Source organism: uncultured Sphingomonas sp. (assembly GCF_964237155.1).
In the GTDB taxonomy this organism is placed as follows: Bacteria; Pseudomonadota; Alphaproteobacteria; order Sphingomonadales; family Sphingomonadaceae; genus Sphingomonas.
The window spans coordinates 25,267-44,345 of the sequence record NZ_CAXSHH010000019.1; the positions used below are offsets into that span (position 1 = coordinate 25,267).

The 19,079-nt window shown below is 67.8% G+C and carries 22 protein-coding genes; 12 read left to right on the forward strand and 10 right to left on the reverse strand.

Annotated features, from left to right (window positions below):
- The first annotated feature begins 45 nt into the window (after window positions 1–45).
- The 10 genes from ACFE71_RS06495 (at window position 46) to ACFE71_RS06540 (ending at window position 9,078) form a co-directional block, all read left to right on the forward strand.
- Window positions 46–285: an exodeoxyribonuclease VII small subunit gene (locus ACFE71_RS06495; protein ID WP_375427995.1), complete on the forward strand. Its 240-nt coding sequence runs from the start codon at window positions 46–48 to the stop codon at window positions 283–285.
- Between the two features lie 4 nt (window positions 286–289).
- Window positions 290–1,183, forward strand: coding sequence for a polyprenyl synthetase family protein (locus tag ACFE71_RS06500; protein ID WP_375427996.1), 894 nt, complete (start codon window positions 290–292; stop codon window positions 1,181–1,183).
- Complete coding sequence (gene coaD / locus ACFE71_RS06505) at window positions 1,180–1,722, forward strand: pantetheine-phosphate adenylyltransferase (RefSeq protein ID WP_375427997.1); 543 nt, start codon at window positions 1,180–1,182, stop codon at window positions 1,720–1,722. The genes ACFE71_RS06500 and coaD overlap by 4 nt, the downstream gene beginning before the upstream one ends.
- A 47-nt stretch (window positions 1,723–1,769) precedes the next feature.
- Window positions 1,770–2,495: a peptidylprolyl isomerase gene (locus ACFE71_RS06510; RefSeq protein WP_375427998.1), complete on the forward strand. Its 726-nt coding sequence runs from the start codon at window positions 1,770–1,772 to the stop codon at window positions 2,493–2,495.
- Between the two features lie 172 nt (window positions 2,496–2,667).
- Complete coding sequence (gene queA, locus ACFE71_RS06515; protein WP_375427999.1) at window positions 2,668–3,693, forward strand: tRNA preQ1(34) S-adenosylmethionine ribosyltransferase-isomerase QueA; 1,026 nt, start codon at window positions 2,668–2,670, stop codon at window positions 3,691–3,693.
- Window positions 3,694–3,991: 298 nt separating this feature from the next.
- Window positions 3,992–4,474, forward strand: a complete 483-nt coding sequence (locus tag ACFE71_RS06520) for an EF-hand domain-containing protein (protein ID WP_375428000.1) — start codon at window positions 3,992–3,994, stop codon at window positions 4,472–4,474.
- A gap of 21 nt (window positions 4,475–4,495) precedes the next feature.
- On the forward strand, window positions 4,496–5,659 hold the full coding sequence (gene tgt / locus ACFE71_RS06525) for a tRNA guanosine(34) transglycosylase Tgt (RefSeq protein WP_375428001.1): 1,164 nt from the start codon (window positions 4,496–4,498) through the stop codon (window positions 5,657–5,659).
- Complete coding sequence (locus tag ACFE71_RS06530; RefSeq protein WP_375428002.1) at window positions 5,640–5,843, forward strand: hypothetical protein; 204 nt, start codon at window positions 5,640–5,642, stop codon at window positions 5,841–5,843. Before tgt ends, ACFE71_RS06530 begins: the two co-directional genes overlap by 20 nt.
- The gene (locus ACFE71_RS06535; RefSeq protein ID WP_375428003.1) at window positions 5,840–8,668 is read left to right on the forward strand and encodes a M16 family metallopeptidase; all 2,829 of its coding nucleotides are present in this window, start codon (window positions 5,840–5,842) and stop codon (window positions 8,666–8,668) included. Before ACFE71_RS06530 ends, ACFE71_RS06535 begins: the two co-directional genes overlap by 4 nt.
- Before the next feature lie 215 nt (window positions 8,669–8,883).
- A complete protein-coding gene (locus ACFE71_RS06540; protein ID WP_375428004.1) occupies window positions 8,884–9,078 on the forward strand; it encodes a hypothetical protein in 195 nt (64 codons plus the stop codon).
- Window positions 9,079–9,215: 137 nt separating this feature from the next.
- Here the strand turns inward: ACFE71_RS06540 and ACFE71_RS06545 are convergent, their stop codons facing one another.
- The 8 genes from ACFE71_RS06545 to ACFE71_RS06580 form a co-directional block, all read right to left on the reverse strand.
- Window positions 9,216–9,659, reverse strand: coding sequence for a DUF3597 domain-containing protein (locus ACFE71_RS06545; RefSeq protein ID WP_375428005.1), 444 nt, complete (start codon window positions 9,657–9,659; stop codon window positions 9,216–9,218).
- A gap of 10 nt (window positions 9,660–9,669) precedes the next feature.
- Entirely contained in the window at window positions 9,670–10,101 is a 432-nt protein-coding gene (locus tag ACFE71_RS06550; protein WP_375428006.1) for a hypothetical protein, read from the reverse strand.
- Window positions 10,098–10,865 (reverse strand): hypothetical protein, encoded by a 768-nt coding sequence (locus tag ACFE71_RS06555; protein WP_375428007.1) that lies wholly within the window; start codon window positions 10,863–10,865, stop codon window positions 10,098–10,100. Before ACFE71_RS06555 ends, ACFE71_RS06550 begins: the two co-directional genes overlap by 4 nt.
- An 82-nt stretch (window positions 10,866–10,947) precedes the next feature.
- The gene (locus tag ACFE71_RS06560) at window positions 10,948–11,754 is read right to left on the reverse strand and encodes a PA2169 family four-helix-bundle protein (protein WP_375428008.1); all 807 of its coding nucleotides are present in this window, start codon (window positions 11,752–11,754) and stop codon (window positions 10,948–10,950) included.
- Window positions 11,755–12,253: 499 nt separating this feature from the next.
- The gene (locus ACFE71_RS06565; protein WP_375428009.1) at window positions 12,254–15,064 is read right to left on the reverse strand and encodes a VCBS domain-containing protein; all 2,811 of its coding nucleotides are present in this window, start codon (window positions 15,062–15,064) and stop codon (window positions 12,254–12,256) included.
- Window positions 15,065–15,359: 295 nt separating this feature from the next.
- Window positions 15,360–15,608 carry a hypothetical protein gene (locus tag ACFE71_RS06570; RefSeq protein ID WP_375428010.1) on the reverse strand — a complete coding sequence of 83 codons (249 nt, stop codon included), beginning with the start codon at window positions 15,606–15,608 and terminating at the stop codon, window positions 15,360–15,362.
- A 104-nt stretch (window positions 15,609–15,712) separates the two neighbouring features.
- A complete protein-coding gene (locus ACFE71_RS06575; RefSeq protein ID WP_331005116.1) occupies window positions 15,713–15,922 on the reverse strand; it encodes a cold-shock protein in 210 nt (69 codons plus the stop codon).
- Between the two features lie 234 nt (window positions 15,923–16,156).
- The gene (locus tag ACFE71_RS06580) at window positions 16,157–17,236 is read right to left on the reverse strand and encodes a hypothetical protein (protein WP_375428011.1); all 1,080 of its coding nucleotides are present in this window, start codon (window positions 17,234–17,236) and stop codon (window positions 16,157–16,159) included.
- Window positions 17,237–17,461: 225 nt separating this feature from the next.
- On the opposite strand from ACFE71_RS06580, the gene ACFE71_RS06585 reads away from it, so the two are divergent.
- Both ACFE71_RS06585 and ACFE71_RS06590 read left to right on the forward strand, forming a co-directional pair.
- Window positions 17,462–17,671 carry a DUF433 domain-containing protein gene (locus tag ACFE71_RS06585; RefSeq protein ID WP_375428012.1) on the forward strand — a complete coding sequence of 70 codons (210 nt, stop codon included), beginning with the start codon at window positions 17,462–17,464 and terminating at the stop codon, window positions 17,669–17,671.
- Window positions 17,672–17,737: 66 nt separating this feature from the next.
- A complete protein-coding gene (locus ACFE71_RS06590; RefSeq protein WP_375428013.1) occupies window positions 17,738–18,037 on the forward strand; it encodes a BrnA antitoxin family protein in 300 nt (99 codons plus the stop codon).
- Between the two features lie 10 nt (window positions 18,038–18,047).
- On the opposite strand, the gene ACFE71_RS06595 is transcribed toward ACFE71_RS06590, so the two are convergent.
- Window positions 18,048–18,308, reverse strand: a complete 261-nt coding sequence (locus tag ACFE71_RS06595) for a type II toxin-antitoxin system RelE/ParE family toxin (RefSeq protein WP_375428014.1) — start codon at window positions 18,306–18,308, stop codon at window positions 18,048–18,050.
- Window positions 18,305–18,523 carry a hypothetical protein gene (locus tag ACFE71_RS06600; RefSeq protein ID WP_375428015.1) on the reverse strand — a complete coding sequence of 73 codons (219 nt, stop codon included), beginning with the start codon at window positions 18,521–18,523 and terminating at the stop codon, window positions 18,305–18,307. Before ACFE71_RS06600 ends, ACFE71_RS06595 begins: the two co-directional genes overlap by 4 nt.
- Between the last annotated feature and the right edge of the window lie 556 nt (window positions 18,524–19,079).

Sequence of the window (19,079 nt, forward strand, 5' to 3'; positions counted from 1 at the left end):
GACGCGTCCTTGACCCCTTGCGCGGCCCTGCGCCATAGCAGGGGTATGGAGACCTCCACCCAGGACCTGTCGTTCGAGGATGCGCTGAAGGAGCTGGAGCGCATCGTCGGCCGGCTGGAAAGCGGCGATGCGTCGCTCGACGAGTCGATCGACCTGTATGAGCGCGGGGACCGGGTTCGCGCCAAATGCGCCGAACGGCTGGATGCGGCGCAGGCGCGGATCGAGGCGATCCGCTTGGACGCCGAGGGCCGGCCCGCCGGTACGCGCCCCTTCGCCGCCGGCTGAGGCGGTGTCGACCCGGTCCCTGACCGACGCGCTCGCCGAGACCGGCGAGGCGATCGACCGGAGCTTCGCGGCGCTCCTCGCCGTGCCCGACGACCCGCGCGCGCCGCTTTACCAGGCGATGCGCCACGCCGCGATCGGCGGGGGCAAGCGGCTCCGCCCACTGCTGGTCCTCGCCGTCGCCGACCTGCACCTCGTCGACCGTGATGCCGCCGTCCGCGTCGCCACCGCGATCGAGGCGGTCCATGTCTATTCGCTGGTCCATGACGACCTGCCCGCGATGGACGATGACGATGTCCGTCGCGGCAAGCCGACCGTTCACCGCGCGTTCGGGGAGGCGACCGCGATCCTGGCGGGCGACTGCCTCCACGCGCTCGCTTTTGAATGGCTGGCGCATCCCGACACGCACGGCGACCCGTATGTCCGCGCTGAGCTGGTGCTCGATCTCGCGCGCGCCGCCGGACCGTCGGGCATGGCGGGCGGACAGGCGATGGACCTGGCCGCGGAGAAGGCGGGTTTCGACCTAGCGACCGTCACCCGGCTTCAGCGGATGAAGACGGGCGCGCTCATCTCCGCCAGCGTCGAGGCGGGCGCGATCCTCGGCCGCGTGCCGCCCGAGGGTCGCCTGGGCCTTCGCGGCTATGCGCACGATCTGGGGCTCGCCTTCCAGATCGTCGACGATTTGCTCGACGCGGACGGCGACGAGGCGGCCGTCGGCAAGAAGCTGCGCAAGGACGGCGCGGCGGGCAAGGAGACGTTCCTGTCGCTTCTGGGCCCCGATCGCGCCCGCGCGCAATCGACCATGCTGGTCGATCAGGCGATACGGCACCTCCACGCCTATGGGCCGGAGGCCGACCTGCTACGCGAGGTTGCCCGGTTCGTGCTGGACCGCGACCGGTGACCCCCGCCTTCCCTCGGGAACGCATCGGCGTCTATCCTGGCACGTTCGATCCGATCACGCTCGGGCATGTCGACATCATCCGGCGCGGAGCCCGCCTCGTCGACCGGCTGGTGGTCGGCGTCACGACCAACGCGTCCAAATCGCCCATGTTCTCCGTCGACGAACGCCTCGCCATGGTCGAGGACGAGGTGACACGGATCGACGGCGCGATCGAGGTGGTGCCGTTCGACGCGCTCCTGATGCATTTCGCGCAGGAACAAGGCGCGGAGGTGATCATACGCGGCCTGCGCGCGGTGGCCGACTTCGAGTATGAGTATCAGATGGCGGGCATGAACCAGCAGATCGCGCGCCATATCGAGACCGTGTTCCTGATGGCCGATGTCGCGCTCCAGCCGATCGCATCGAAGCTGGTCAAGGAGATCGCGATGTATGGCGGCGAGATTGCGCCCTTCGTCACTCCCGCGGTGCGGAACGCGATGCTCGCCAAGGTCGCGCGCGTCCGATCCGTTCAGATTGGCGACACGGACGATCCGGTCTAAGTCGCCCCGACCGACCACTAGCATAACCCGTAATCCAGGACCCGCTCATGCGTTTCTTCGCCCGCGTCGCCGCCGCGCTAGCTTGCCTGTTCGCGCCGCCCGCCGCTGCCCAGCTGGTCACGCCCGCCGTTCGGGCGACGCCGCCGTTGCCGACCGACAAGACAAACATCTGGGTGCTCGACCTGTCGACCGGCGGGCGCGTCACGATCCTGCTGCGCCCCGATGTCGCGCCCAAGATGGTGGAACGCGTCAAGACGCTCACCCGCCAGCATTTCTATGACGGGCTACCCTTCCACCGCGTGATCGACGGCTTCATGGCGCAGGGCGGCGATCCCAAGGGGGACGGCACCGGCGGCTCGACGCTCCCCGACCTGGAGGCCGAGTTCAACTACCTGCCCCACGTCCGCGGCGCGGTGTCCGCGGCGCGCGCTCAGGACAAGAACAGCGCCAACAGCCAATTCTACATCATCTTCCAGCCGCGCCTTCAGCTCGACCGCGACTATACGGTCTTCGGCCGCGTGATCGACGGCATGAGTCACGTCGACCTGATCGAGCGCGGTGAGCCGCCCGCCGCGCCGTCCCGCATCGTGCGCGCCTACATCGCCAGCGACGACCCGCCCGCGTTCCAGCCAGCGCCGGTCGCGGCCGCGACCGCCGGCCTCGGCGAGCCGGCGACGCTGCCCGGCACGACGGCCGCCATCCCGCGCGCCGCGCCCGTTCCGGCCCGCCGACCCGCCCGCTCCTCCATCACCAGGCGACCGACCAGGCGCTGACCCCGCTACGTCGCGCCTGGCCCAAGTCCGTCATCCCGGCGGAGCCGAAGGCGGGTATAGCCCCACGATGCGGCTTCCCTTCGAAGCCAGGCTATCCGGACGACGAGATTCCAGCCTCCGCCGGGATAACGGATGGGTGGAACGACGGCTTGGGACCGAGGACGATCCAACCATGAACGTCGACCTTTTCGACTTCCACCTTCCACCGGATCGCGTCGCGCTGCGCCCCGCCGTCCCGCGCGACGCCGCCCGCCTGCTGATCATCGACGAGCAAGGGCGCCGCGACGCCCAGGTCCGCGAGCTGGCCGATCAGCTTCGCGCGGGCGACCTCCTCGTCTTCAACGACACACGCGTCATCCCGGCCCGGCTGGAGGGAAGACGCGGCGACGCCCGGATCGGCGCCACCCTCCACAAACGCGAGGGATCTCGCCGCTGGCGTGCCTTCGTCCGCAACGCCCGACGCCTGCGCGAGGGTGACCGCATAGAGTTCGGCCGCGACGTAGCCGCCATCGCGACCGACCGCGCCGCCGACGGCTCCCTCGCGCTCGACTTCCTGGGCGACGAACCGGTCGAGCTGCTCCTGGATCGCGCGGGCGTCATGCCGCTTCCCCCCTACATCGCCGCGCGCCGTCCGACCGACGCGCGCGACGCCGACGATTATCAGACGATGTTCGCCGCCAAACCCGGTGCGGTCGCCGCGCCCACCGCCGCCCTGCATTTCACCCCCGATCTGATCGCGCGTCTCGCCAAGGCGGGCGTCGGATGCGCTACGCTGACGCTCCATGTCGGCGCGGGAACGTTCCTGCCCGTCAAGGCGGACGATACGGACGCGCATCGCATGCACGCCGAATGGGGCCGCATCGACCCCGCCACCGCCGACCGCCTGAACGCGGCGCGCGCGCGCGGCGGGCGCGTGATCGCCGTCGGCACCACCTCGCTACGACTGCTCGAAAGCGCGTGCGGCGAGGACGGCCGGGTTCGGCCGTTCGAGGGCGACACGGCGATCTTCATTACTCCGGGCTATTGCTTCCGCGCGGTCGATGGTCTCCTGACGAACTTCCACCTGCCGCGTTCGACCCTGTTCATGCTCGTCTCCGCGCTGATGGGACGCGAGCGCATGCACGAAACCTACGCACACGCGATCGCGGAGGGGTACCGTTTCTACAGCTATGGCGACGCCTCGCTGCTCTTGCCGTGACGCGAGCGCGATCTATTCCACCTTGGCTCTATCCCGCAGCGCTCGCCATGCGATCCTCTGCGCGGTTTTGAATTGTTCGATGCAAGCTCGATACTCGCCATCGTCACGCAATCGCCGTCGCGACCAGGGCCGCGATGACCAATGCTCTCTCGCGCCGCTCGCCGACTTCCATCACCCCGTCCTCCACGACCACCGCCATCCGCGTCGAGCGAACGTCAACGCAGGTTGATCCGCCATACTCGATGCCGCGGACTTTTCGACTATGGCGGCCTCTTCATGCTGCTGCCATTGGAGATCCATGCTCTTCTCGATCGTCCTCCTCGTCCAGGCCGCCGCGCCCACGCCGCTTCCTCCGGTCCCGCAGCCGCCCGCCACCATCCTCGTCGAACCCGCCGCGATGCTGTTGGCCGCGTGCGACACGAACGGCGATGCGCTGGTCACCCGCGCGGAGCGCGATGCGGGTCTCGCGCGCGCTTTCGCCACCGCCGACGGCGCGGCGGCGGAACGGGTCGGCTATATCGCCTATGCCGACTGGGCGGGGCGCTGGCTGGGTGACCGGAACGCATTGCCCAGCCCGTACGAGGTCGATGGAAACAGCGACAATCGCATCTCGCTGGCCGAGCTGACCCGCCGCTTCACGGCGCTGTTCGATCGGTACGACCTGAACAAGGACGGGTCGCTCACCCGCGCGGAGCTCGTCACCATCCGCGCCGCAGTGTTCCAGGCGGGGGACCCGCGCGGCGGTCGTCGCGGTGACCGCGCGCCGCGCGGACAGCGCTGAGCACGGCACCGGTCGGCCTTCATGACGATCCCACCTCGCTTCCGCTTCACGATCCACGCCGTCGATGGCCTCGCGCGGACCGGGGAGATCACGTTGCGGCGGGGCGTGATTCGCACACCCGCCTTCATGCCCGTGGGCACCGCCGCGACCGTCAAGGCGATGAAGCCGGGCGACGTCGCCGCGGCCGGGGCCGACATCATCCTGGGCAACACCTATCACCTGATGCTCCGTCCCGGCGCGGAGCGGGTGGCGCGGCTGGGCGGGCTCCATCGCTTCTCTGGCTGGGAGCGGCCGATCCTGACCGACTCGGGTGGGTACCAGGTGATGAGCCTTGCCGACCTGACCAAGCGGTCGGAGGAGGGCGTGTCGTTCAAGTCGCACCTGGACGGGACGCGTCACCTGCTTTCGCCCGAACGTTCGATGGAGATCCAACGACTGCTCGGGTCCGACATCGTCATGGCTTTCGACGAGCTCGTGCCGACCAGCTCGACGCCCGCGGTGCAAGCGGCCGCGATGGAACGCTCGATGCGATGGGCCAGGCGCAGCCGCGCCTCCTTCGACGCGGGGCATGAGCATGCCGAGGGTGCGGCGCTGTTCGGCATCCAGCAGGGCGCGCTGGACGAAGGGCTTCGCGGGGCGTCGGCCGATGCGCTGATCGATATCGGCTTCGACGGGTATGCGGTGGGCGGGCTCGCGGTTGGCGAAGGCCAGGAGGCGATGTTCGGCTGTCTCGATTTCGCGCCCGGCCAGCTGCCGGCCGACAAGCCGCGCTATCTGATGGGCGTCGGCAAGCCCACCGACATCGTCGGTGCCGTGGAGCGCGGTATCGACATGTTCGACTGCGTGCTGCCCACCCGCTCGGGCCGCACCGGCCAGGCGTTCACGCGGGACGGTCCGCTCAATCTGCGCAACGCCCGGTTCGCGGAGGATCAGGGACCGCTCGACGCCGAATGCCCCTGCCCCGTATGCCGGACTTGGGGCCGGGCCTACCTCCACCATCTCGTCCGCGCGGGCGAGATCTTGGGCGCGATGCTGATGACGGAACATAACATCTGGTTTTACCAGACGCTGATGGCCGATCTGCGCGCGGCGATCGCGGCTCGGCGATTGCAGGCCTTCGCAAACGCCTTCCGCGCGCGCTATGCCAAGAAAAAGGAGAGCGGAAATGACCCAGTCTCAGGATGACGAGCCCAACGAGATCGTGGCGGTGGCGCGCGCCGCCAAGGAACGCAGCGAGGCCGCCGCGCGCAGCATGACCGCGCGCGCCAAGAGCTGGCCGCTCGGCGCGATCGGGGTGGGCGTCGGCATCGGCTCCGCGGCGATCGCCGCCGCCGTGATCTACGCCACCCGTTCCAAGGGCGGCGAATGAGCTTCGTCCGCATGGCGCTGCTGCTCGGGACGGTTGGCCTCCCCGCCTCCGCCCTAGCCCAAGCCGCGCCGACCGCCGCGACGGTGAAGCCGATCGTGTACACCCAGCGCACGCTGGCGAACGGCCTGCGCGTCTTCGCGATCCGGGACAATTCGACCCCCAACGTCTCGGTCCAAGTCTGGTACGATGTCGGATCCAAAGACGACCCCAAAGGCAAGTCCGGCTTCGCGCACATGTTTGAACACCTGATGTTCAAGGCGACGCGCAACCTGGTGCCCGAACAGGTGGACCGGTTGACGGAAGACGTCGGTGGCTACAACAACGCGTCCACCGGCGACGACTACACCAATTATTTCGAGGTCGTGCCAGCCAACCACCTTCAGCGTCTGCTGTTCGCGGAAGCGGACAGGATGGCGAGCCTGGTGGTCGAGCCGGTGAGTTTCGCGTCGGAGCGCGATGTGGTGAAGGAGGAACTGCGCCAGCGCACGCTCGCCAGCCCCTATGGCAAGCTCTATTCAATCTACTATCCACAGCTGTCCTACAGCGTCCATCCGTATGCCCGGCCGGGAATCGGCAGCCTGAACGACCTGCAAGCCGCGTCGATCGACGACGTGCGCGCGTTCCATGCGACCTACTACCGTCCCGACAACGCGATCCTGGTCGTGTCGGGGAACTTCGATCCCGCGCAGCTCGACCGTTGGGTCGACGGCTATTTCGCCCCGATCGCGAAGCCGGACCGGCCTATCCCTCGCGTCACCGTCGCCGAACCCGCACGGACCCGTGCGGTCGCGCGGACGGTGTACGAGCCCAACACGCCGCTTCCGGCTGTGCTCGTCAGCTATCATGTCCCGCCCGACCGCGACGCCGATACGCCCGCGCTGACGGTGCTCCAGGCGATCCTGGCAACGGGTGAGAGCTCGCGGTTGTACCAAAGCCTAGTTTACCGCGATCAGGTGGCGCAATCCGCGGCGGCTTTCCTCGACACCAAGCAGTCGACGGGCAACCTGGTCGCATATGCCATCGTCGCGGGTGGAAAGGGCGTGGAGCAGGGCGAGGCGGCATTGAAGCATGAAATTGCGCGGCTTCGGACCGAGCCCGTCACCGAAGCCGAGCTGGCGGAAGCGAGAAACGAAATTCTGACCGCCGCGATCCGGCAACGCGAGACGGCCGAGGGCAAGGCTTTCGTGCTCGCCAGCTCGACCATCGTCGACGGCGATCCGGACGCATCGCAAAGGCAACTCACGGCCGTGTCGCGAGTCACCGCCGCCGACGTCAGGCGCGTCGCGGCCAAGTATTTGGGCGACCAACAGTCGGCGACGATCCGCTACCTGCCCATCGAATCCAAGCCGGTGAATGCCGTCAGCGAGGCGGTGCCGGTCTCGGCGACGGTCCGCGTCGCCGATCTGCGCGCCCCGAACGATGTTCAGGTCGTGACGCCCGCGCCTGTCGGGCAGCGCATCTTGCCGCCGGCGCCTGCCGCGCCGATCGCAGCGGCGCTGCCCCGACCCATCGAGACCCGGCTCGCCAACGGAATGCGCGTGGTCACGGTCGAACGGCACGACCTGCCGATCGTCACAGCCTCGCTGGTCGCGACCGGCGGCGCGTCGCTCGATGTCGAGGAGCGTGCGGGGACGGGCGCGCTCGCCTCCACGCTCCTGACCAAGGGCACGACGACGCGCTCGGCAACACAGATCGCGCGGGCTGTCGAGTCGCTTGGTGGGTCGATCGAGAGCGGGTCGAGCCACGACGGCGCGTCAATCGACGTGACGGTCAAATCGGACCAGATCGCCCCGGCGATCGAGATTCTGGCCGATGTAGCGGCTAACCCCGCCTTTGCGCCCGACGAGATCGAGCGCGCGCGCGCCCAGGCGTCCGACGCGGTCACCGTGGAGCTGAAGAGTCCGGCCCAGCTCGCCCGTCTGGTCGCTGCGCGTGCGGTATTCGGGTCGGCTCCTTACGGCGCGCCCGCCGAAGGGACACCCGCTTCGCTCAAGGCGATCACGCGAGCGGACGTGCAGCGGTCCTATGGCTCGACCTGGAGCCCGGCCTCGGCGACGTTGCTGATGGTGGGTGACATCGCGCCCGCCGCTGCTCAGGCCTTGGCCGAGCGAAGTTTCGGGGCATGGCGCACGACCGGACCGGCGCAGGCTCCTACGGCGACGACCGCCGCGGCCGCCGTGCCGCGGGTCGTGCTGGTCGACATGCCAGATGCCGGACAAGCAGCCGTGATCGTCGCGCGGCCGGCGGTCGCGCGAATCGACCCGCGTTTTTACTCGCTCGCGGTCGCGAATACCATACTGGGCGGCGGCTTCTCGTCGCGACTGAACCAGGAGATCCGGATCAAGCGCGGGCTGGCCTATGGCGCGAGCAGCGGCCTGTCGGCAAGGCTCCTGGGCGGCATGGTCGAGGCGCGGACTCAGACCAAGAACCCGACAGCGCCCGACGTGGTCGCGATCATCGTCGACGAGATGCGCAAGCTGGGCGAAGCTCCCGCCTCCGCCGCCGAACTGGAGACGCGCAAGGCGTCACTGATCGGCGGGTTCGGCCGTACGATCGAGACGACCAACGGAATCGCTGACATATTGGGCGAGTACATCGTCCAGTCGGTGCCGCTGTCCGAACTGGGCCACTACACGAATTTGGTGCAGGGCGTAAGTCCGCGCGCAGTGCGGGCTGCGGCCGTCGAGCTGCTCGACCCCGCACGCGCCAGCGTGGTGGTGGTCGGCGATGCCCGCCAGTTCGCCGCCGCGCTCCGCCGGCGCTACCCTAAACTGGAGGTGATCCCCGCTTCCGAGCTGAACCTAGATAGTCCGACGCTCAGGTGAACGATCGGGTGGGCGCGGGCGACAGGTAGCGCTGCGGGGGCGCTGGCCAGCGGGGTATATGCGCCGGTCGGACCGGCGACGCACTGGCGATATCGCCAGTGCTTCTCGCGCCCGCGTCGACGGTCCTGGATTGTTGGAAGGATTCGGGGACTGCGCTGGAGCAGGTGCAACCCCCGCCCGGCGATCACGTTCTGTCCGAATAAGGAGAATGCGCCATGAACGACGATATTCAGCCCAAGATGGACAAGAGCACGGAGCCACGGCTTGATGTGGACAAGGAGCCACAGACGATGTCGATGCAGCATCTGAAGAAGGGTAACGCGGCCGACGCGCCTGCGACGCTCGACAAGGAACAGGACGCGCCGCAGGATGACGGCGGGCGCAAGTCCTCGCTGCTGTTTGGGGAGTGAAGGAACGCCCGTTATCCAATGAAGGATAACGGGCGTTTTCCAACATCGCGGGCGTTCTTCTTATTTACCGGATCAGGTAGTGTTTGAGTGGGAGAAAGCGGGACCCCGGATCAAACCCGGGGCGACGGGAAGTTCGGCTAGTCCTTCAAGCCGGCCGGTACCTTGCCGCCGCTCTTTTCCAGCTCGCGCATCACAGCCTTTTGCAGCCATATGTTCATTTCGGCCGAGCCGTCTTTCGCGCCGGTGTAGCCCAACTCGGTGGCCAGTTCCTTGCGATTCGTCAGGCTGGAGTCCAGGTCGAGCAGCTTCATCAGGTCGACGATGCTGGTGCGCCAGTTCAGGTCGGGATTTCCCTTCCCGCTCGCGATGCCGGTCAGGACCTGCTCCACATCGACCGGCTGAGCGGCAGGCACCTGGGCCGGCACGGATTGGGGTTGCGGCGTGCGCGGGGCGACTTGAGGCTGGGCCTGCGTCGTTTGCGGAGCCGCAGGCGCGGCGGGCTTGGAGCCGCCGAACACGCCGCCGCCGAGTGGACCGTTATTGCCGAAGATGGCGGACTTGATCTTGCCGAAGATGCTCATGCAGGTGTTCCTAGCGGCCGATGGGGAGCGACTTGCCCGTGCGGCGATCGAGGCCGATCGCGGTGCAGATATCAAGCGTGGTGACGGCGGCGACCGCGGCGATCGCGCCCCAGATGGTGCGGTTGTCGGGCGCACGTACCCGGGCGAAGTGAAGCGCGGTCAAATCCATCGCGTCGCCCGCGACGCGATTCCAGACGCGCAGGCCATGACCCTGGTCAGTGACGAGCCCGCCACCCGCGACTAGCTCGCGCGCGCCAAATCCGCGGATCAGGCCTTCGTGACCCTGAGAGGATAGCGCCTTGGCGATCCGTTTGGGCGCAAGGAGCTCGGCCGCGCCGAGTACCAAGCTGAAGATACCTAGTCCGTAGCTGACCTTCTTCCAGACTAGGCCGCCATTGTCGGTGGCCTGCTTGTCGGAGACCGTCATCGTGGTGTTGGTCATTTCGAACCGTCCGATTGGCTGAGACCCGAGGCGAAATCGCCGCGATTACCCGCGAAGCCGGTCGCCGGACCCGTGGCGGGACGCAACGAGTCGCGCATCTCGGGTGGGACAGATGCGGTGGGGTCGGGGCGGAACGCGTCGATCGCGCGATCGCCCGCTCCTGGGGCCGCATCGCCCATCAGGTCGGTCGGGACATGCTCGGGGCTGAGCACGCTGCGGTCGGCATCGCCGTCGACGGTATCGGCGGATGCGCCGCCGACCGGGGTGATCGTGACGATGTCGATCTCCGTCACATCGACGAGCAGGCCCGCGGTGTCATCGGCTCCGGAAGCGGCGACGAAGGGCGTATCAGATCGCGCGCGCGCCGGCTCGCCGATGAACTCGGCACCAGTGTCGGCCGGGATGAAGGTGGGAGCGGGTCGGGTGGCGGCGGGCGCGGTCCTAGTGCCGTCATCGCGCTGGAACGGCTCGGCCGCGCTCTTGGCGATCCCGCCGTCCTTCGATCGGCGACCGAGGATGGCAGTCACGCCCTTGTAGGCGAGCACACCCAAGCCGAGCACCCCGGCGGCGATCGCGGGACCACGATAATCGACCTCCACATGACGGTCGCGGCCGAGCCGGATGCGTGTCGGTGCCTGTGTCTCCGTCGCCTGTGTCTCCGTCCGCGTGGCGGGGACCACCCTGGTGTCGTCGACGGCGGCACCACCCGTCGGGGGCGTCGAGTCGAGCGCCACGCTGTCGCTGTCGGTAGGTCGGCTGGTCATGACGCTGGTTCCTCGCCGCATGGACGCGGCCGCTGCTGGGGTGGGTGGAGCGCGGACCGTGCCGGCCCGCGCTCCTGATCGGTCACATCGCGTTCGTGGCACCCGCGGTGCTGAAGCCCCTTACCGAGTCCGCGCCTTGACGGACCGACTGCGCGGCCTGGTTCACGACCTCGCGCGTGGACGCGCCGAGGTTGGTCTCGGCGAGCGCCGTATCGAACTTGTCGCGCAAATACTCCTCGCCGCGCTTGACCTCGGCGAGGATGGCGTCGTCATCCTTGCCGGTGATGGCCGACTTCATATCGAGGAAGATCTGGTGCGCCGAGCCCAGGATCGAACCGCCGTCCGACGGATCGCCGCCGAGCCGGCCGACCTCCGCCTGCAGCTGGGTCGCGACCTTCTGGCGCTCCATCGCGCGGTCCTGGAACATGGAGGCGAGGCGCTGGTTGCCGATGTCCTTGGCGCTCTCCTGATAACCCTGGATCGAGTCGTTGATCGTCTTGATCAGTGAGTTGAGGACCGTGACGTCATTGCCGGTGTCGGCCATGTGATGCTCCCTATCGTCAGATTGGAACCCCCGGAACGCGCGAGTCGGTGGAAGGGTGCATGGGTCAGTACGGTCGCGCGGCGACGGAGCGCCGACCCGGCCGAGGGGCGCGACGACGCCGGTCGACTCTTCCCGTTCGGCATCACGGCCGAAGCTTGTTTTGGCCGTCTTCAGGCCGTCATCGCCGTCCAGCTCGGCCCGCAACTCCGCGAACCACCGGTCACGCGCCATCATGTCCAACGCCACCTGCGCGACGAGGTCGCGCCGTTCCGGCTCGCCGACGAGCTCCTGCTCCTCATCGGAAAGCAAGCGGAAGTAATCGTCCTCGCCGGGTTCGCCCTCCATCAGACCGAGGAAGCCGTAAGCCGGCGGCGTCGGCGCAGGTCCATTGCTCGACGGTCCAGCGTTCGCGGTGGGCAGGATCGAGATCGCCCCTGGGCTACGTCGCCCGCCAGCGCAACGCCATGCCGCATCACTTCTCGCTGGTCCAGCCGTCGGACCGGATCGGCAGAGCCACGCGCGGGCCGCGCGGCATGGGGGCTCCATCGGCCGCCAGGTCGGCGAGCGGGTCGAGATCTTGATCAATAGGTGAGAAAATCCTCGATTCGCTCCCGAAGGAATTAGGGGGGAACCGATGATGTATGCCGGGCCGCGGACTGTAGGACAGCGGTCTTTTTCGACGCGGCCGCAGCGACGATCATGCTGCCGGATGGTGGTCGCCCGATCGGGGAGGCGGCGCGGGGCGGACGATCCGCGCGGACCCGCTACGATCATGGGAAACGGGACCCGGACGCCGGTCCGAGCCCCTGGCCGCTATGACGCAGGCGCCCGCCCGCCCGCTTCGCTACATCACGATCTCGCCCGCGAAGATGAGGTATTCCGGCCTGATCTCCGCGCCGTTGGCGAAGGTGATGATCTCCAGCCCGTCGCCGGCGTCGATCGACCAGCGACTCCCGTCGATCCGCGTGAGGACGGCGAACGGTCCGTAGTTGCTCAGGTCGAGGAGATCGCCCTCCGCGCCGTTGAAGTCGCGCACGACATCGCCGTCGGCCTCCCTGGGCGCGAACCTGAAGACGTCCGCGCCGCGGCCACCGACCAGCAGGTCGGCACCGAGGCCGCCGTCCAATTCGTCGTCGAAGGATCCGTCGGACGGATCCTGGAAATTCGACGGGAACAGGTTGTCTTCATCGGCGGGCAGCGGCGGCCCTTCGTCGCCATAGAGCCGGTCGGCGAAATCGCCACCGCGGAGCCTGTCGCGCCCGCCGTTGCCCACAAGAACGAATGCGTGATCGGAGTCGCCGAACGCGGTGCCCCGCATGGGCCCGTCGCCGTCGTCGCCGATCAGCCAGTCGACCTGGCGCTCCTCGAAGATCAGGTCGGCGGCGGTGAGGTCGGTCGCGCCCGCGACGATGATCGTCTGGGCGACCTTTCCGTCGGCGGTCGCGATCCGCCACTTGTCGCCCTCGACATTGGTGAGGATCGCGCCCGGTCCCCATTCGAAGAAGACCAGCTTGTCGCCGTCCGCGCGACCGAAGTCCGCCACCACGTCGCCGTCCGCCTCGCCGACGGCGAAGACGAAGCGGTCCGCGCCCGCGCCGCCCGTCAAGCGGTCCGCACCGGCGCCGCCGTTCAACTCGTCATCGAAACCGGCGACCGGCTCGCTCCAGATATTCTCCTCGAACAGGTTGTTGTCCTCATCCGCCGGTAGAGCCGGTCCCTCGTCGCCGAATAGCCGGTCGCGGCCGTCGCCGCCGACAAGGCGGTCCGAACCCGAGCCGCCCACGATGACGTCACGGCCCGACGCCCCGCTGAAACCGAACACGACGTTGCCCGCGGCACCGGACACGTGCCAAGCGTCGCTGAACAAGGTGAATTCCTCCTCGATCCCGATCAACGAGCCGGCGGCGTCGGAGACGGTGACGCGGAACGCCTGCCGCACGTCGCCCGACTCGATCGCGTCGATGACCTCGAGCGGAACGCGGTAGGCGACCTCGGCGAAGCGGCGACCCTCGTCGTCGCGGCCCACCTCGGTCACGGCGATGTCGCCCAGCGGCCGATCGCTGATCCATTCGACGGTCGCCGCGTGCGTATCGTTCGCGTCCTGATCGTTGAAATACAGCCGGAACGTGCCCGTCCGGAATCCGTCGACGTCGAACGGGCCCTCGCCCTGGTAATATCCGTCGTCCGTGACCGGATCCTCGCCGTCGCCGACGATCGTGACGTCGAAGCGTTCGGTCGTGACCGCGCCCGCGCCGTCGTCGATCACGACCTCGTAGGTCTGGACGATCGTCTCGCCCTCGCCCAACGCGCGGACGGCGGCGGCGTCGACTTCGAAGCGAAAGCCGTACCCCTCGCGCTCGGGGTTCCAGCCGGTCAGCGTCAACGTGCCGAGGTGGCCGGCGGGCGGCGCCTTGAGCGTGACCACCGCGTCGCCGGGCGCGCCGTCCGGATCCGACAGCCCGATCACACCGTCCTGGGACAGGATGGCGGCGGAAGATCCTTCGAACTCATCCTCATACAGGGTGTCGCCGGAAAGCGCGGCGATCGTCGCGGCGTCGTTGACGCCCGTGACGGTGATGGTGAGCGTCGACCGCGAGACGGCGAACCGATCGTCGTAATAGGCGTAGGCGATCTCGATCGTCCGCGTCTCGCCCGCGGCAAGTACGTCCAGGCCAGCGGCGGCCGGGTCGAGCGTCCAGGTTCCGTCGTCGTTCATCTGGAACCCGGCGGCAGCGTCGAAGGAGTTGGTCGCGAAGAACCGGAAGTCGCCGCCGTCGATGTCGGAGTCGTTGCGGGCGACGTCGCCGGAGATCAGGCCGTCCTCCGAACCCGCGGCGATGTCGGCCACCGCGACCGGCGCGTCGTTCGTGCCGGTGATCGTCACCTGAACGGTCGCCGTGTTCCTGTCGCCGTCCTTGTCGGTGACGGTGTAGGTGAAGACCTGCGTCGCGGTGTCGCCTTCGCCCAGGGCGTCGAAGGCCGTGCCGGGAAGGAAGCGGAAGACCGCCGAGGGCGGAACGGCGGCGAAGTCGGTGGAGACGAGCTCGACCGAACCCCGGGCGGGTTGGGTGACGCTGACCGAGCGCACGCCGTCGGCGATGCGGTCGCCCGCGAGCACGTCCACGGTGACGCCCTCGTTCTCGGTTGTCCCCACCGCGTCGCCGGCGAGGATGACGGGCCGGTCGGCGGGGTCGACGAGCTTGCCGTCGACCACGACCTCGAGCTTGTTGATCCCGACCACCGCGAGGCCGAGCGCCTGGAAGGCGAAGACCGGGTTCGTGATCCAGCCCAGCGGCTCGTTATAATCGGGCAGGTAGGCGAGGAAGCGGTGCACGTCCTGGCGGACGGCGCCCTGCTCCCACTCGGCGGCGGTGAGGACAAGGCGGAGCGTGTCGGCGCCGACCCCGCCGTTATAGACGTCGTAGACGCCGCGGTTCTCAAACGCGCGGTAGACCAGCAGGTCGTCGCCGATGCCGCCATCCAAATAGTCGCCGCCCGAACCGCCATCGAGCGTATCACGGCCCGCACCGCCGAACAGCGCGTCGTTGCCGCCCATGCCGTGAAGCGTATCGTCGCCCGCGCCGCCGTTCATCCAGTCCGCGCCGCCGCCGCCGCGCAGGACATCGTTGCCCGCGCCGCCATTGTAGTTCGCCATCGTGCCTTACCCCCCAAGAAACCAGTAACCCCGGGGCGGGACATCCATTGAAAACTGACCCTACGCAATCAGTTCTTCAGACCCGAAACGATACAGTTTCCGCGATTCGTCACTTACCGTGGGCGGTCTGATGTAATCGTTAAGGATCAATCTTGCTGGCGTTACGATGGGATCGGAGATCAGGTATCCAGCACCTATGGATCCAATCCTTTGCCGTCAGGTCGGCCAAGTTCCCGAGGGCGAACGGATCGACCGCCGAAGGATCGACGGCATGGTCCCAATAAGGGGACGACGATCAGGCGGCGGGGTCGCCGACGCCGAGCATGAAGTCGGGGCGGGAGGAGTCGGCGGCGGCGGCCTGCGCGGAGGCGGAAGCGGCTTCGCGGGCGTCGCGCGCGCCTTCGGAACGAAGCGAGCGTTGAGCCATGGTGTTCCAGGCCTGCTGCGCGCGTAGGCTACGCTCGCGGACATTGTCGAGGACTGCGGTATCGGCCTCCGCCTGTGCGGCATCGGCACGGGCAGCGAAGAATTCGGATTCGCGCATGAAATGGTTCCCTTTAACCATCGCAACGTATCGGGAAGCCGAAAGGTTCCAGGCGCGAAACGAAACGGGGCGGCCCCGGTCGGAGCCGCCCCACGGTCGGACCGTTAGTCCTGCGGCTGAAGATTGATCGCCGACATCTTGCCGCGGCGATCCTCCTCGAGCTCGTAACCGACGCGCTGGTTCTCGCGCAGCGTCACCATGCCGGCGCGCTCGACGGCGGTGATGTGAACGAACGCGTCCTTGCCGCCGTCATCGGGGGCGATGAAGCCATAGCCCTTGTCGGCGTTGAAGAATTTGACGGTGCCGATGGTCATGATGATGTTCCTTCTGATCAGGGGCTGCCCGCGTGTCGGATAGCCTGGTGCCGTGGCAGCAGAGACCGGAGGAAGAAGGTGCCGCAAAGCGCCGTAGACCGTCGATATGCGACTTAGCCCGTCATATGTGGGGCGGAGCGCGCAAGCGCGCAACCCCACATATGACGGGCCGGCCGGCGTCGCCGGGGGCGACGACCGACGACGTGGGCTTTGCCCGCGGCGCTCCCGCCTCTCCTACTCCCCATCCACCGGCTCAGCCTGCGCGAAGCCGAACCACCGATCGCGCTCGGCTTCCGCGTCCTCCACCGTTTGCAGCCCGAAGACCTCGCCCAGCCGCTCAATCGCGATATTCGCTTCCTTGGACGTGAGGGCGCGCTCATAGCCGCAGCGATCGGAGTCGTGGCTTTCGTAACCGCCGAAGTCGTTGGGCGGTGGGAAGTGGGTTCGCCATTCGTATGCATCCTCGTCCCACCAGACGGGCGGATTCACGAGCGGATCGGGCTCCGAAGATGAACAAGTTGAGGGAAGTATAGGCGTGGACGCGGGTTCGGCCTCGTCCGCTTCGGGCTTGACGGGCGTGGGTGCCGGGGCGAGCGCGACCAGCCCCGCGGCCTCGGCCCTGGCCCATTGCTCGCCGGTCCATTCGTGCCGCTTCTCCAGATCGAGGTCGGCCGTCGGCACGTCGCCGCCCAACGCGGTGCCGCAGCGGATCAGGCGATCGGCGCGGGCGAGCGCGATGACGGGCGCGAGTTCGGCGGCGGCATCCTCCCCCGCCTCGCGCGCGAGCATGAACAGGCCCGCGCGGGCGGGCCCGCCCTCCGCGCCGACCAAGTCGAGGAAGGCATCGAACTCGGCGGCGACGAGGCGCGCGGACTGGCCGGGGGCGGTGCGATCTGACGCGTCGGCATAGCGGTCGAGCCGGTTCAGCATCTGCACCGCGAGGCGATTATCGAGCCCGTGCCTGACCAGCTCCGACCCGTCGGGACGGGTGATCCGCGTCTCCTGCCCTTGCAGCGCGCGCGACAGGAGCACGCCCGCGATCCGCTCGCGCGCGAGGAGGTCGGCGGCGCGCCAGCCGAGCGAGAAGGCCTGACCCCGCGCCCGCCGACGGAAGGCGTAGGCGGACGGGACGGACATGCCGACGAGGGCGCAAGCGTCCGTCACGGTGGAGCCGTCGGCGATCGCCTCTAGGAAGCGTTTCTGCCTGGCGCCGGTCCAGCCGTCGATGCGGGTGGAGGGGACGACCAAGTCGGCGAAGTGGTCGAGGATCGACTGCTCGTCGGCGGCGGGGGCGAGGGCGTGCGAGTCGGACATGGGCGTCTCCCGATGCGAGAACAAAAGGTGACTGGGGGTTTATGCAGGGAGGAGGCTTGTAGGACAGCCCCGCCGGCGAAAAAATCTGCGGAGCAGATTTCGAGCGAACTAGGCGGGGCCGCCCGGCGGGGCTCAAGCCCCGTCCGACGACGCGGCTTTGCCGCGGCGCTGCCTGATTGACCGTTCCGGGAATTTCCGAGACCCTACGGATGTGACCCTACGGATGTGACCCTACTCGGCCACTCCCGTATCGCGATCGACCCAGCGGTGTGCGGCGGTCGTCCAGTGGTGGCGGGCACGCGGCTACGCGTGGCCGACGTGCTGGAGATGCTCGCCGGCGGCGCGAGCGCGGCGGAGATCGTGGAGGATTTTCCGTATGTCGGTGAACCAGACGTGCGCGCTATGTTGGCCTACGCGGTGGCGTTGGCTGATTAGCCAGTGGCGCTCGCCGCCGGGTGAGTTACTTCCCTATGCAAGCGAGCGGGTGGCGGAGGCACGGTAATGGCGGAAATCGAGCGCGACGCGGATGGCAACTGGATCGATCCGGACGACGCGCCGGAGTGGACGGACGAGATGTTCGACGCCGCCGAGATCGCGATCGGCGGCAAGGTGATCCGTCCGGCGACGGGCTATCTCGGCCCGGACGGCGTGGTGCACGGGACGCCGCCGTCGCGATCGCAGACGGGCGAGAAAGTGACGCTGGCGCTCGACGTGGAGGTGATCGACCGTTTCCGCGCGGACGGGCCGGGGTGGCAGGGGCGGATCAACGAGGCGCTGCGCAAGGCGGTGGGGTTGGGATGAGCACCCGCCGCTAGCGGTACACCTCACGGCGGTGCGCGACCTCGATCACGACGACGGTGATGCGCGCGTCCTCGATGCGGCGGATCGCGCGGTAGTCGCCGACGCGGTAGCGCCAGAAGGCGGTCCAGTCGCCGACCATCGCCTCGCCGAAGGCGCGCGGGGCGCCGTGGCGCCGTGGCGCTCCAGATTGCTTCGCAGCGTACGGACGATCCGCTCGGCGGCGGTTCGGTCGATCTTTTGAGCTGCTTTTGCGCGCCGGGCTGGTACTCAACCGTCCAGGCCGAGCTCACGCAGCATCTCCTCGCTGGATATGTTCCGCGCCGGATTGTTCGCGCGCCAGCCTTCAGCGGCGACAGCGTAATCCTCCAAATCCTCAAGACATTTCAGGAGCGCCGCACGGGCGAGGTCGCCCGGCGCGTCGCCAATGCGCGCGGCGATAGCCGCGAGGGTGAGTTCGAGTTCGGTGGTGAGAAGAAGGTCAGGCACAGACTAGTAACTTATCGTACAAAGACAATCATCGCTAGACCCGCATTGTATAATGCGCGTAGTGGACAATTCCTTTGCATCTTAGTGTCATTCTCGCCAAACAACCGTTTTCTTGCACTACTCTAGGGCGCTGGTGAGTGGTTGCAATCGGTTCTTCATAGCCATTGCGAAACTCTGATCCGTTCCAACACGGGCTAAGACCGCGCGCTCATAATCACCGCGATCTCTAAACCGCAAAGCTGCTGCGATAGCGGAAAGTACTGGACTTTCTCGCACTGGATACTTAGCGATTATTGCCGTTAAATCACTACTCGTAATTAAACCTTGTAAGCGTACAAGCTCATCTTGAAAAGGCGACGTTACCTGTAAGTTAATCTGGCCGTTTCCAGCTTGGATCATATCGTCTCGGCTTGGTATGGCGGATGCAATCTCGTTTCGCATTTTAAGCTCAGCGACATAAGCAGCCAAGTGCTGCTGCCGCCCGGGGTCGGCCAAGCTTTGTAGGCTCCAGACTCGTTCACAGCCAGAACGCGAGCGCGGTGGCGAGCGCCACGCC

Excerpts from the sequence above, each read along its gene's own strand:
- ACFE71_RS06495 (WP_375427995.1), top strand. The coding sequence starts at position 46 with ATGGAGACCTCCACCCAGGACCTGTCGTTCGAGGATGCGCTGAAGGAG.
- ACFE71_RS06510 (WP_375427998.1), top strand. The coding sequence starts at position 1,770 with ATGCGTTTCTTCGCCCGCGTCGCCGCCGCGCTAGCTTGCCTGTTCGCG.
- queA (WP_375427999.1), top strand. The coding sequence starts at position 2,668 with ATGAACGTCGACCTTTTCGACTTCCACCTTCCACCGGATCGCGTCGCG.
- ACFE71_RS06520 (WP_375428000.1), top strand. The coding sequence starts at position 3,992 with ATGCTCTTCTCGATCGTCCTCCTCGTCCAGGCCGCCGCGCCCACGCCG.
- tgt (WP_375428001.1), top strand. The coding sequence starts at position 4,496 with ATGACGATCCCACCTCGCTTCCGCTTCACGATCCACGCCGTCGATGGC.
- ACFE71_RS06530 (WP_375428002.1), top strand. The coding sequence starts at position 5,640 with ATGACCCAGTCTCAGGATGACGAGCCCAACGAGATCGTGGCGGTGGCG.
- ACFE71_RS06535 (WP_375428003.1), top strand. The coding sequence starts at position 5,840 with ATGAGCTTCGTCCGCATGGCGCTGCTGCTCGGGACGGTTGGCCTCCCC.
- ACFE71_RS06540 (WP_375428004.1), top strand. The coding sequence starts at position 8,884 with ATGAACGACGATATTCAGCCCAAGATGGACAAGAGCACGGAGCCACGG.
- ACFE71_RS06545 (WP_375428005.1), bottom strand. The coding sequence starts at position 9,659 with ATGAGCATCTTCGGCAAGATCAAGTCCGCCATCTTCGGCAATAACGGT.
- ACFE71_RS06550 (WP_375428006.1), bottom strand. The coding sequence starts at position 10,101 with ATGACCAACACCACGATGACGGTCTCCGACAAGCAGGCCACCGACAAT.
- ACFE71_RS06555 (WP_375428007.1), bottom strand. The coding sequence starts at position 10,865 with ATGACCAGCCGACCTACCGACAGCGACAGCGTGGCGCTCGACTCGACG.
- ACFE71_RS06560 (WP_375428008.1), bottom strand. The coding sequence starts at position 11,754 with ATGGAGGGCGAACCCGGCGAGGACGATTACTTCCGCTTGCTTTCCGAT.
- ACFE71_RS06565 (WP_375428009.1), bottom strand. The coding sequence starts at position 15,064 with ATGGCGAACTACAATGGCGGCGCGGGCAACGATGTCCTGCGCGGCGGC.
- ACFE71_RS06570 (WP_375428010.1), bottom strand. The coding sequence starts at position 15,608 with ATGCGCGAATCCGAATTCTTCGCTGCCCGTGCCGATGCCGCACAGGCG.
- ACFE71_RS06575 (WP_331005116.1), bottom strand. The coding sequence starts at position 15,922 with ATGACCATCGGCACCGTCAAATTCTTCAACGCCGACAAGGGCTATGGC.
- ACFE71_RS06580 (WP_375428011.1), bottom strand. The coding sequence starts at position 17,236 with ATGTCCGACTCGCACGCCCTCGCCCCCGCCGCCGACGAGCAGTCGATC.
- ACFE71_RS06590 (WP_375428013.1), top strand. The coding sequence starts at position 17,738 with ATGGCGGAAATCGAGCGCGACGCGGATGGCAACTGGATCGATCCGGAC.